Source organism: Streptomyces sp. NPDC005794 (genome assembly GCF_042871445.1).
Lineage (GTDB): Bacteria > Actinomycetota > Actinomycetes > Streptomycetales > Streptomycetaceae > Streptomyces.
Map to the genome: position 1 here is coordinate 152,691 of NZ_JBIAIN010000004.1, position 11,772 is coordinate 164,462.

The following is an 11,772-nucleotide window of genomic DNA, read 5'->3' on the forward strand; positions in this document are numbered from 1 at the left end:
GGACGATCCGGAAGGATGAGCGGCCTCTCCCGGCACGGCGCACGATGCGCGCGCCAAAGCCGGAAGGGATGTGCTCAGGGGTTAGGTGCGTACGGAAACACACCGAGCGTTCAGACTACGGACAGTCGCCTTGCCGGTCAAACCGGCCCCGGCCCGGCAGCGGAACCGCCCGGGTGGGCTCCGCGGAGCCCACCGGCCCGTGTACGGACACGGCCCCTGCTCCGCGTGCACGCGCGTGTGGGCCCGCCTCGGTCGAGGCGGGCCCACACGACGCCGTCACTTCCCGGCGTTACCTCCAGAGGCCCCTAGAGGTCGGTGGAGGCTGTCACGGAAGGCGACGACTGCTCGGCGGCGACGGCCTTCTTCCCCGCTGCCTTCTTCGTCGTCTTCTTGGCGGCGGTCTTCTTCGCCACCGTCTTGGCGGCCGTCTTCTTTGTGGCCGCCTTCTTCGCCGTTGCCTTCTTCGCGGTCTTCCGCGCTGCGGTCTTCTTCACCGGAGTTTCCGGTTCCGCCTCTTCGGTGCCCGTGGCATCGGGCGTGCCGGAGTCGGTAGCCGTGACCACGACGGCCGCTGCCTCTTCGGTACCGGCCGGAGACCCCGCCGGAGCGGTGGCCTTCCGGGTGGCCCGGCGTCGGGCGCGCGGCGGGGCGGCCGGAGCGGACTCCTCGTCGGCCGCCTGAGGCGCGGCTGCCGGAGCCTCAGGTGCCTGAGCCTCCTCCGAGGGAGCGGGCGCCGGGGCCGCGGGGGCCTCGACGACCGGGTCCTCGACCGCGACGGGCTCCGCCGCGGGCTCGGCCGGGTGCACCGGCGGCGTCACGTCGGCCTGCTTGGGCGATCCCGCCGGGGCGGTCGCCTTCCGGGTCGCCCTGCGACGCGTACGGGCCGGGGGCGCCGCCTCGGGGACTGCGGCCTCCGCCTCGGGGACGACAGGCGCCACCGGGGTCTCGGCTGCCGGCTCGGGCTGCGGCTCCGCCTCGGCCACCGGGGCCGCCGGAACGGGCTCGGCCACAGGGGCGGGCCGGCCGGCCGGTGCCGTGACCTTACGGGTCGCGCGCCGGCGGCCACGGCCGCGCGACGCGGCCGCCTCGGCCTCGGCCGGGCTGCTGTACAGCTCTTCGTCGGCGACGAACTCCGGCTCGGGCAGCGCCACCGGGGCGGCGACCTCGGCGGCCACCTCGGCCTCGGTCTCGGCCTCGGCCAACTGCTCGGCGTGCTCGTGGTCCTGGCCGTGCTCGTGCTCGTGCCCGGCGCCACCGCGGCCGCGCTTCTTGGACCGCTTGCCACCGCCGCCACCGACGGCCGTGGGCTGCTCCATGTGGACGATCACGCCGCGCCCGTTGCAGTGGACACAGGTCTCGGAGAAGGACTCCAGCAGCCCCTGGCCCACCCGCTTACGCGTCATCTGGACCAGGCCCAGCGACGTGACCTCGGCGACCTGGTGCTTCGTACGGTCGCGGCCCAGGCACTCCAGCAGTCGCCGCAGCACCAGATCCCGGTTGGACTCCAGCACCATGTCGATGAAGTCGACGACGACGATGCCACCGAGGTCGCGCAGCCGCAGCTGGCGCACGATCTCCTCGGCCGCCTCCAGGTTGTTCTTGGTGACGGTCTCCTCGAGGTTTCCGCCCTGCCCGGTGAACTTGCCGGTGTTGACGTCGACGACGACCATCGCCTCGGTCTTGTCGATCACCAGCGAGCCGCCGCTCGGCAGGTAGACCTTGCGGTCCAGCGCCTTCATCAGCTGCTCGTCGATGCGGTACGTCGCGAAGACGTCGACCTCGGAGGTCCAGCGCGACAGCCGGTCCGTCAGGTCCGGTGCCACGTGCGAGACATAGCCGTGGATGGTCTCCCAGGCGTCGTCACCGCTGACGATCACCTTCGAGAAGTCCTCGTTGAAGATGTCCCGGACGACCCGGACGGTCATGTCCGGCTCGCCGTAGAGCAGCGTCGGCGCGTTGGAGCTGCTGGTGCTCTTCGACTTCTTCTGGATCTCGTCCCACTGCTGCTGCAACCGCTCGACGTCACGGCGCAACTCGTCCTCGCTCGCCCCCTCGGCGGCGGTGCGCACGATGACGCCCGCGTCCTCGGGAACGATCTTCTTGAGGATGGTCTTCAGCCGGGCGCGCTCGGTGTCGGGCAGCTTGCGGCTGATGCCGGTCATCGAGCCCTCGGGCACGTAGACCAGGTAACGGCCGGGCAGCGAGACCTGACTGGTCAGGCGGGCACCCTTGTGGCCGATCGGGTCCTTCGTCACCTGGACGAGGACGGACTGGCCGGACTTCAGCGCGGTCTCGATGCGGCGCGGCCCGTGGGCCATGCCGAGCGCCTCGAAGTTGACCTCGCCCGCGTACAGGACGGCGTTGCGGCCCTTGCCGATGTCGACGAACGCGGCCTCCATGGACGGCAGTACGTTCTGCACCTTGCCCAGGTAGACGTTGCCGACGTAGCTGGTGGCCTGCTCCTTGTTGACGTAGTGCTCGACGAGCACGTTGTCCTCGAGGACGCCGATCTGGGTGCGCTCGCCGCTCTGGCGGACGACCATGACGCGCTCGACGGCCTCACGGCGGGCCAGGAACTCGGCCTCGGTGATGATCGGGACGCGGCGGCGGCCCTGCTCACGCCCCTCGCGGCGGCGCTGCTTCTTGGCCTCCATGCGGGTCGAGCCCTTGATGGACTGGACCTCGTCGAAACCGGTGCCGAGCTCGCGCTCGGCCGTTTCCTTCCCACGCCGTTCACGCGGCTCGCGGACCTTGACGACCGTACGCTCCGGGTCGTCCGCGCCCGTGACCGTCTCCTCGCCAGAGGGCTCCCCGCTACGGCGGCGACGACGGCGACGGCGACGGCTGCTGCTGGAACCGGAGGCGGACTCGTGGTCCTCGTCGTCCTCGTCCTCCTGGGCCTGCCGCTCGTCCTCGGCGTGGTCCGCGGAGGCGTCGTCCTGCTGCTCGGCGTCGTCCGTGTCGTTGGCCTCACCACGACGACGGCGACGGCCACCACGGCGACGGCGGCGCGAGGGGCGGTCCCCGTACTCGTCCGTGTCGTCGCCCTCGTGCTCGGCGTCCGCCTCGTGCTCCGCCTCCTGCTCGTCCTCGACGGGGGCGGCGGGGGCAACGGCGGGCTGCTCGGCCGGAAGCGTGACCGGGGTCGCGGCCGGCTCGGTCTCGACGGCCTCGCCACGACGGCGGCGACGACGGCGCGAACCACCCTGAGGCACGGCCTCGGCGGCCTCGACGGGAGCGGCGGCCTCGGCGGCCTGCCCGCTCTCGGCCTTGCGGGGCGCGCGGTCCACGCGGCCTGCGCGGTCTGCGGGCTTCTGCTCCTCGTAGTCGTCGCTCTCGTCGTACGCCGGGGTGGGACCTGCGGCTGCCGCGGCGGCAGCCGCGGTCTCCGGGGTCTGGAACATCGGCTCGGCGAAGACCGGGGCCTGGAACACGGCCACGGCGGGGCGCGTCGCGCGACGGCCCTTGCGGGCCGGCTCCTCGGTCCTGCCGGTGAACTCGGGACGGCCCGCGGCCGAGGTGGCCCGGCGGCGCTGGCGGCCTCGCGGCGCGGCCTCCTCGACCTGCTCGGTCTCGGACGCCAGCTCCTCCGCCACCGCGGCGGGCAGGCTCTCGCCCTTCTCGGCGGCCGCCTCGACGACCTCCTCGACGGGCTGCGGGGAGCCGGCCGGAGCGCTCGCCTTACGGGACGCGCGACGGCGGGGGCGCGACGGGGGCGCGGCCTCGGCGGCGGGCGCCTCGGCGACCTCTTCGGCCCCGGCGGACTCGGCCGCCGGCTCGGCGACGATCGCGGCCGGGGCTTCGGTGTGCTGCGCGGCCTGCGGCGCACCCGCCGGAGCCGACGCACGACGGCGGGCACGGCCTCGCGGCGCGGCGACGGGCTCGGCCGGCTCCTCGGACACGGGGGCGGCTTCCGCTGCGGGCTCGGGGGCCGTCACCGGCTCCGCCACGACGGTGTCCTGCGCGACGGCCTCGGCCGTCTGGGGGGCACCTGCCGGAGCGGTGGCCTTACGGGTGGCGCGGCGACGGCCACGAGGGGCCTCGACGACAGGGGTTTCAGCGACGGGGGCCTCCTCGGCCTCCTCCTCGTCCGGGGCGGTCTCGGCGACGGGCTCCACGACCTCGGCGGCCTGCGGCGCACCCGCCGGAGCGGTCGCCTTACGGGTGGCACGGCGACGCGCACGCACCGGCGGAGCGGGCTCGGCGGCTTCTTCGGCCTCCACCTCGGCCGGGGCGGCCTCGGCGACGGACTCCACGACCTCGGCGGCCTGCGGCGCACCCGCCGGAGCGGTCGCCTTACGGACCGCACGGCGACGCGCACGCACCGGCGGAGCGGGCTCGGCGGCCGGCTCGGCTGTTTCTTCCGCAGCGGCCGGTACGGCCGGCGTGACGTCCTCGGCGGGGGCCGCGCCCGGAGCGCCCGGCGGGCCTGCGGGGCGGGATGCCGCGCGGCGCCTGCGGCGCGGAGGCAGCTTGTCCCCGGGGGCGTTGTTGTCTTCGGTGTTTCCGGTGGTACCGGATTCGTTCGGCTCGTGCATGCGGGCGGTTCTCCCGTCGCGCTCCCGGGCGCCACGCCTGATCCGGTCCGACGCGATTCGCGTGATGTGCGCGATACCGCCGTCCGGGGCGCGGGCGCCGCACGGGAGCTGATGTCTGGCTCGCCGGTTCCGTACGCGCTACGCACGGCCTGGCGAAAGTCTTATGGGGCGGTGCGCGGCCCGACCCAGGTGGCTCCCGAGTCCAAGGGCTGCGCTACAACGACCGCCTTACGCGGAACCTGCACCTTCCGGCGCCGTCGCGGCGGCTGCCGGATCGGCCGTGGAAACGGCCGGGGCTGCCTCGCGGTCGGGCGCGAGCGGGTCGGTCACCGTGCCGGACTCCTCGTCGAAGAGCCCCTGCGCCAGCCTGGTCACCGCTGCGGGGACCGGCGGCGTTAGGTCGGCCACAGCTCGGAGACCGGACAGGACGTCGTCGGGTCGCACGGCAGGTGTCACGTGCCGTACTACCAGCCGCAGTATCGCACAGGGCCTGTCTCCGGACCTATCAGGCTGTGGATCAAGGGCCTCCAGGCCGGCCACGGCCGCACGGGCGTCGAAGGTCCGCATGCCGTTCTTGGCGCGGCGCTGGACCTCGACGGTCTCGGCGGCCAGGAAGGCGGCGACGGCCTTTTCGGCGTCCTGAACGGCGACCCCGTCCAGCCGCATCTCCCATACGGAGGCGGTCAGCCGGTCGGCGAGGCCGGAGGTGCGGGCCTCCACCGCGTCGATGATGTCGAGGCCCTCGGGCATCGACGCGTCGAGCAGCGTGCGCAGGGTGTCCGGGTCCCGCGCCTCGGTGAGGGCGATCTCCAGGAATTCGGCCTCGCTGCCCGTGCCCGTGGGGGCGGCGTTGGCATACGAGACCTTCGGGTGCGGGGTGAAGCCCGCCGAGTAGGCCATGGGTACCTCGGAGCGGCGCAGCGCCCGCTCGAAAGCACGCTGGAAGTCTCTGTGACTGGTGAACCGGAGGCGGCCCCGCTTGGTGTAGCGCAGTCGGATGCGCTGCACCGCCGGTGCGGGCGGCGGGCCTTCGGGCTGTCGCTTGCCCAGTGGTTCTTCTCCTCGGTGCGGGGCGGCCGCGGTGGCGGCCGCCCACGAAATACGGGGTGCCCCGGGGTGCCGCTCCGGCTCACCCCCGCTTGACGGTTTTGTCGGCAAGCAGGGAGATCTCGGATGCGGGCGCCGCGCTGGGGACAGTCGTTGTCCTACCCAGGGTACGCGCAGCGGACCCCTCGATTTCCCGGGTGTCCGTGACCTGCGGCGCTCCCGCCAGCGCCCGCCACGCGTCCCTGCGCGCCACGCGGAGGGTCTCCCGTGCCGAGGCCAGGGCGTCGCGGGCCGCGCGTCCCGCCTCCAGCGCGGCCCTCTTGGCCGGCGCCCCGACCGCGTCGCGCAGGAGGTGCCCCACCGGTGTGCACACCGTGCGGTGGACCCAGGTCACCGGCGCACCGACGAGGTGCCACGTCAGCCGGGCCAGTGCGCGGCCGACGGCGCGGGTGTGCGGTGCTGCTTGTCGAGGTCCATGCCGTGAAGGACGCGAGAGCCCGGCCCGGAGCTTCCCGGGCCGGGCTCTCGTCACCGGGCTGTCGCCCGGAAGGGTCTACTTCACGACCGTCAGCGGCAGGAGTTTCTTGCCGGTGGGGCCGATCTGGATGTCCAGGTCGAGCTGCGGGCAGATGGACACACGACTAAATCCATCGCTACTCTCCGAGCCATGAAGACGTACGACATCGAAGCCGAGTGGACCGCTGCGGACCTGGCTCTGCTCAAGGAGCTGAAGAAGGCGGAGGCTCTACTTCCTGCGGACGCCCCGCGCGCCCTGCTCTCCATCCGTCTGTCCGTACTTACGGAGGACACCACCTCGCCGGTACGGCAGGAACTCGACCTTCGCCTACTGGCCAGGGACAAGGGGTATCGAGTCGTCGGAGTCGCCTCCGACCTCAACGTCTCGGCAACGAAGGTTCCGCCGTGGAAGCGTAAGGAACTCGGCGAGTGGCTGAACAACCGATCCCCCGAGTTCGATGCTCTGCTCTTCTGGAAGCTCGACAGATTCATCCGCCGCATGTCCGATCTCTCCACGATGATCGAGTGGTGCCAGCGGTACGGGAAGAACCTGGCCTCGAAGAACGACTCGATCGACCTTGAATCCACTGTCGGTCGGATGATGGTCACGCTCATCGGGGGTATCGCCGAGATCGAAGCGGCGAACACATCGACCCGCGTAGCTTCGCTCTGGGACTACACGCGGACTCAGGACGCATGGTTCGTCGGCAAGCCTGCCTACGGCTACGTGACGACGAAGGCGAACGGAAGACCGAGCCTTGCCATCGAGCCGAACGCACACAAGGCGCTGCGATGGGCTCGCCGCATGGCACTACGGGGGGTATCAGCCCGGCGCATGTCTCTCTGTCTCGTCCGCTCCGGTCTCATGTCCGAAGGGCTCACCACGACGACTCTTCTCCGTCGCCTCCGCAACCCGGCACTCATGGGTTACCGCGTGGAGGAGAACAAGAACAAGGGGGTGCGTCGTTCCAAGCTGATCCTCGGCCACGATGGCAAGCCGGTCAGGGTGGCCGAGGCGATCTTCACCGAGGACGAATACAACGAACTCCAAGAAGCCATCGACCGGCGCGGCAAGAACCAGCCCCAGCGTCAGACGCACGGCGCGACGCAGTTCCTCGGCGTCCTGGTCTGCGCCGACTGCACGTCGAACATGACGGTGCACGTCACGTCCAACAAGTTCGGCCAGTACCGATACCTCCGGTGCCAGAAGTGCAAGAGCGGAGGGCTCGGCGCACCGGACCCACAGGGTGTGTACGACGTACTGGTAGGCGACGTGCTGCGGGTGCTCGGCGACTTTCCCGTGCAAGTCCGCGAGTACGCCCAAGGCGCTGAGGCCCGTGCCGAAGTGAAGCGACTCGAAGAGGCCATCGCCTACTACATGAAGGGGCTTGAGCCGGGAGGCCGTTACACGAAGACGCGGTTCACTCAGGAGCAGGCAGAGAAGACGCTCGACAAGCTCTCGGAGGAACTGAGCGCGATCGATCCCGAGACCACGCAGGACCGATGGACGTTGATCCACAACGGCAAGACGTTCCGTGAAGCATGGGAGTCCGGAGGCATGGAGGTCATGGCCGAGGATCTCCGTCGCGTCGGCATTACCTGCGAAGTCACGCGCACCAAGGTCAAGGGCGTGCGTGCACCCGCCGTGCATCTACGTCTCAAGATTCCCCGTGACGTACGCGAACGGCTCGTCATCAAGAGCGACGACTTCGCAGCGAAGCTCTGACAACAAAGACAGGGAGGGGCTCGGCTTGACAGTCGAGCAACCCGCCACGTAGGAATACCTCCCCGCTCTTTGACGGAGCGGGGACCGTAGCTCCCACCGTTCAGCGGTGGTAGAGCTGGCCACTCCGCGAGAGGCCGCGATCCCGAGGGGCTCGCAGGGACGTCGAGGGACTCCCGAAGCGCAGGACGGAACTGCGCGACTTCCACCCGGCGAGACGTGGCTACGTGCTGCTCTCCATCGACAGGAGTCGCGAACCCTTGAACATTACGAGCGAAATCGTCTGGACCTGCGAGGCGTGCACATCACCCCTCACCGACGGACAGCCCCACGCCTGCGGAGCTGACGACGTTCCCGCCTGACCAGCGATACGCCTCATACCCCAAGAGAAGGGAGGCACATGTCCCGCCGTCCGGCGGGGGCAACTGGCGCACCCGTGTGCGCCCCACAAGGAAGGACGGTCACACTACTGTAGGAGCCATCAAGGACAAGGGGCGACAGCTCCACCAGATCGAACGCGTCCCGTACGAGGACGCCTTCCTCATCAGCGATCTCCTCACAACCCGCATCACGGTCCTGTCCGGTGAGCCGAAAGCCGGCAAGACCCTCCTCAGCGCAGGCATGGGCATAGCCCTGGTCAACAGGGAGCCGACGTTCCTCGGGCAGCCTGTGCTCGGGAAGCTCGATCACATCGTCTTCGGTCTGACCGACGACGGAGCGCCGGAGGAACTGAAAGAGCGCCTGCACGGCGCCGTGCCCGACGACGCGGTGACCATCTTCCCCGTCGAAGACCGCGGAGAGCCCGACTACTGGACGGGCATCTGCCAGGACCTCGTGAACATGAAGCCCGGGCTGTTTGTCCTGGACAACATCATCGGCGCACTCGCCCCCGGCGAAGACATCTCGTCTCCCGTCACGGCACAGCGCATCATGCGCAGCCTGAAGCCGATCAGCGAAGCCGGCATCCCCACGCTCCTCGTGACGCATACCCCGAAGGGCTCGGCCGACGGGATGAGCGTCGCCTCGTCGCCCATCGGAGGCCGCGCCATCGCAGCGGGAGCTCGCGCCGTGATCGCCCTGCGCAACTCCGGGAAACATGGACGCCGGATACATACCGCCATCAACCGCGCCACGGAGGACCTAAACCTGAAGGTCACCGTCCGCCGGGCCAACGAGTCCAGCGAGGTACCGGTCTGCCCTCTCTGTCAGCCTTGGGTGAGACGTTCCGCTTCGGCGGGTGAAGGCGCCCTTGCCGGAGGCCGTGAAGAAGGAATCTATGTCCTCCTTGTGGACCGTGTGCTGCGGCTCGTAGAACTTGCACTGGATGGCGCAGAAGCCTCCAGTCTCCCGATCCTGTGCGACCAGGTCGATGCCCGTATCCCGCTTGTCGTGCTCCGTCCCCGGCCAGTCGGACCACATCCAAACGCGGGTGAACTGCTCGGTCCACTCCGGGTCAGTGCTCAGGTACTGGACCATGAGCTCCTCGAAGCGGGTTCCCCGGTCTCGGTTCACGGCGGAGCCGTCACGGATCGCCTTGAGAACGTCGTGCACCGTCGTCGCGGTCTCAGCCAACGTGCTTCGCACCCCATCGCAGTCGGCGGCGCGCGAGCCCACACGCCGGAGAATTTGCACTGAAAATCCTCACAACTGGACTGGTCACTCCCATGATCCATAGCCTGAACGCCCCTGAAACCGTGGCGGAATCTCGGCTGCTATGACATGGCGATCAGCAAGGCCCCCTTCAAGGGGTCATCCCCCACCCCCTTCACTCGAAGGAGTGACCCAGGCCTCAGTCTGCTGAGCAGGGGGCATGCGACGCCCGACACTCTCCTCGACTTGACGACCCCAGTGGGAGGTCCTTCATGCAGGAGACACCAGCGCCCAAGAAGCCGAAGCCCCAGGAAAAGCGGACTGCCCAGACCTCCCAGGGCTACGCAGACAAGTTGTATCCCCAGGTGACCGCGGAATGGCGCGAGGTCGAGTGGAGCAAGGAGAAGAGGCTCCGTTTCGCTCAGTTGATCCTCCGGCTCATCACTACCGATGACGACGACTCGTCTCACTAACCATCGTTAGTGAGACAGTCAGCCAGCCTCCGGGCAGTGTCCGTTTCACTCCCGCCTCGCCGTCTCGAAACTCGTCTCAAAAGATCCCTCTCACTACTGGCTTTCGAGACACGTTTATGAGACGGTCTGGTCATGACGAAGACGATCACCCCGGCCGAACAGGTCGAACGCCACGACTGCCCGAAGTGCCAGGCACCCGCAGGAAGCCCCTGCCGTACCGGCGCGGGCAAGGTCGCAGCGAACTACCACACGGGCCGCTTCGCCCTGGTGCCCGCGCTCAAAGCGGAACTGACCGTGAAGACTCCTGCCGACCGCAACCCCGGTAGGGCGTGGACTCAGGGCGCACCCGTGGCGCAGGCTGAAGGGAAGCCGGGCGCAGCGATCCGGCTTGGCTACGCCCGTTGCTCGACCGTGGGACAGGAACTCCAGTCCCAGTTGGACGCCCTTGCCGGGGCGCAGTGCACCCGCGTGTTCTCGGAGAAGATCAGTACCCGCGTGAAAGAACGGCCGGAGCTGGAGAAGGCGCTCACGCTGGCACGCGAGTTCAAGCAGGCAGCACCTAACCAGCCGGTCATCCTGACCGTGGTCGAGATGAAGCGTCTCGCTCGCAGTGCGGCAGAGCTGATGTCCCTGTCCTCCACCCTCCAGGCGGACGGCATCCAACTGGAACTCCTCTCCGGTCCCCTCCAGGGGGTCTACGACCCGAACGGCGCGGGAGCCATCGTGTTCGCCGTCCTCGCCGTCAGTGCAGAGGTCGAGAGGGAAGGCATCCGGGAAAAGACGTTGGAAGGCTTGGACGCTGCGGCCCGCAAGGGCAACCACGGAGGACGCCCGACCGTGGTGGACGACGACAAGCTAGCCGTAGCCCGTGCCCGGCTGGCCAAGGGAGAGAGCGTCACAGCCATCGCTAAGGGACTGGGAATCTCCCGAGCCACGTTGTATCGGCACATAGGCGACAGCGCCTGAGAGGCGCTTGTGCCGCCGTGCTCGTCGGCGTTCGCACTGGGGCACAGGCTTCCTCTCCGGCTTCCGTGAGGCGCAGCAGGCCGTCAGACAGTGACCTCAGAGTGAGCCGGTACCGGCGGGCGAACGCCCGTCAGGATCTCCGCGTGTGCGCGCAGGCGGGGAGCAAGCTCCGGGTACCAGTCACGGGCGACGGCTTGGAGCATCTCGGCCAGGGCTGCGAGTTCTCCGATTCGGCCGGCTGGAGTGTCCAGGATCGAAGCGAACTCCTTACGGATGCGGTCCGCGACGCCTGGCACCAGCAGGCTGTTTGCGTGGAGTAGGCCCGCGTCGAAGCCGAGGGGCACCAGTCCCCATCGCTCCCAGTCCAGCAGGTTGAGGGGCATGGTCGTGAGGTTCCCCCAGTGCAGGTCACCGTGACCGGCCACCCGCTCCACCTTGGCCGGGGCAGGGATGCCGAGGAACTGCGGGAAGGCGCGTTCCATCCACTCGTCCCGGACGGTGACCCTCACTCCGTCCGCTTCGCTCAGCAGGCCGAGTGCCTGGCACAGGTCGTCCCACCACTCATCAGGCAAGCCGGGGTCATGGTCCAGGTCTGCCCGGTCCGGGGACACTACGGGTTGTGTCACGTAGTCGAAGACTTCCGCCTCGAACGCCCACTCGCCATCGGTCCAGTCGTGTACCGCGTGCAGGCGTGGGCGTGGGACGGCGTCAGGCACCAGCAGGGACGCTCCTACGATGCCTTCCCCCTGCTTCTTCCTGTCCGCGTTCCTCTCAGCGGTGCGGCTCACCCGTAGCCATCGGTCCCCTGCCCTCCGGCCGAGGGTGACCCCTTGGAATCCCCATGCCGGTGGGCCCGTGCACGTGAGAGCCAGAGCCTTCGCCGCCCGGTCATGGGCGGCCTCCATCAGGGTCTGTACGT

General features: G+C 69.5%; 8 protein-coding genes and 1 pseudogene. 4 read left to right on the forward strand and 5 right to left on the reverse strand.

All coding sequences use genetic code 11. The features are described from left to right. Positions 1 to 305: 305 nt before the first annotated feature. The 3 genes from ACFYQ5_RS07810 to ACFYQ5_RS07820 all read right to left on the reverse strand — a co-directional run bounded on the left by ACFYQ5_RS07810 (position 306) and on the right by ACFYQ5_RS07820 (position 5,979). Positions 306 to 4,538 carry an Rne/Rng family ribonuclease gene (locus ACFYQ5_RS07810; RefSeq protein WP_389194599.1) on the reverse strand — a complete coding sequence of 1,411 codons (4,233 nt, stop codon included), beginning with the start codon at positions 4,536 to 4,538 and terminating at the stop codon, positions 306 to 308. A 228-nt stretch (positions 4,539 to 4,766) separates the two neighbouring features. Further along, positions 4,767 to 5,546, reverse strand: a complete 780-nt coding sequence (locus ACFYQ5_RS07815; protein ID WP_389194602.1) for a TIGR03936 family radical SAM-associated protein — start codon at positions 5,544 to 5,546, stop codon at positions 4,767 to 4,769. Positions 5,547 to 5,667: 121 nt separating this feature from the next. After that, entirely contained in the window at positions 5,668 to 5,979 is a 312-nt protein-coding gene (locus ACFYQ5_RS07820; RefSeq protein ID WP_389194604.1) for a hypothetical protein, read from the reverse strand. Positions 5,980 to 6,252: 273 nt separating this feature from the next. Here ACFYQ5_RS07820 and ACFYQ5_RS07825 point away from each other — a divergent pair, with 273 nt between their 5' ends. Together ACFYQ5_RS07825 and ACFYQ5_RS07830 are read left to right on the forward strand one after the other, a co-directional pair. Continuing rightward, positions 6,253 to 7,827, forward strand: a complete 1,575-nt coding sequence (locus ACFYQ5_RS07825; RefSeq protein WP_389194607.1) for a recombinase family protein — start codon at positions 6,253 to 6,255, stop codon at positions 7,825 to 7,827. 435 nt (positions 7,828 to 8,262) lie between these two features. Further along, positions 8,263 to 8,814: pseudogene (locus ACFYQ5_RS07830) on the forward strand (hypothetical protein); the annotation flags it as partial. A gap of 150 nt (positions 8,815 to 8,964) precedes the next feature. Here the strand turns inward: ACFYQ5_RS07830 and ACFYQ5_RS07835 are convergent. Beyond that, the gene (locus ACFYQ5_RS07835; RefSeq protein WP_389195363.1) at positions 8,965 to 9,300 is read right to left on the reverse strand and encodes a restriction endonuclease; all 336 of its coding nucleotides are present in this window, start codon (positions 9,298 to 9,300) and stop codon (positions 8,965 to 8,967) included. Positions 9,301 to 9,686: 386 nt separating this feature from the next. On the opposite strand from ACFYQ5_RS07835, the gene ACFYQ5_RS07840 reads away from it, so the two are divergent. Together ACFYQ5_RS07840 and ACFYQ5_RS07845 are read left to right on the forward strand one after the other, a co-directional pair. Next, entirely contained in the window at positions 9,687 to 9,887 is a 201-nt protein-coding gene (locus tag ACFYQ5_RS07840; protein ID WP_389194610.1) for a hypothetical protein, read from the forward strand. A 132-nt stretch (positions 9,888 to 10,019) separates the two neighbouring features. Then, positions 10,020 to 10,853 carry a recombinase family protein gene (locus tag ACFYQ5_RS07845; protein WP_389194612.1) on the forward strand — a complete coding sequence of 278 codons (834 nt, stop codon included), beginning with the start codon at positions 10,020 to 10,022 and terminating at the stop codon, positions 10,851 to 10,853. 83 nt (positions 10,854 to 10,936) lie between these two features. Here ACFYQ5_RS07845 and ACFYQ5_RS07850 read toward each other — a convergent pair whose 3' ends face one another. Next, the gene (locus ACFYQ5_RS07850) at positions 10,937 to 11,569 is read right to left on the reverse strand and encodes a hypothetical protein (protein ID WP_389194615.1); all 633 of its coding nucleotides are present in this window, start codon (positions 11,567 to 11,569) and stop codon (positions 10,937 to 10,939) included. Positions 11,570 to 11,772 lie beyond the last annotated feature (203 nt).

What these genes read in the sequence shown, in the direction of transcription:
- ACFYQ5_RS07845 (WP_389194612.1), top strand. Translation starts at nt 10,020, where the DNA reads ATGACGAAGACGATCACCCCGGCCGAACAGGTCGAACGCCACGACTGC.
- ACFYQ5_RS07840 (WP_389194610.1), top strand. Translation starts at nt 9,687, where the DNA reads ATGCAGGAGACACCAGCGCCCAAGAAGCCGAAGCCCCAGGAAAAGCGG.
- ACFYQ5_RS07835 (WP_389195363.1), bottom strand. Translation starts at nt 9,300, where the DNA reads ATGGTCCAGTACCTGAGCACTGACCCGGAGTGGACCGAGCAGTTCACC.
- ACFYQ5_RS07825 (WP_389194607.1), top strand. Translation starts at nt 6,253, where the DNA reads ATGAAGACGTACGACATCGAAGCCGAGTGGACCGCTGCGGACCTGGCT.
- ACFYQ5_RS07810 (WP_389194599.1), bottom strand. Translation starts at nt 4,538, where the DNA reads ATGCACGAGCCGAACGAATCCGGTACCACCGGAAACACCGAAGACAAC.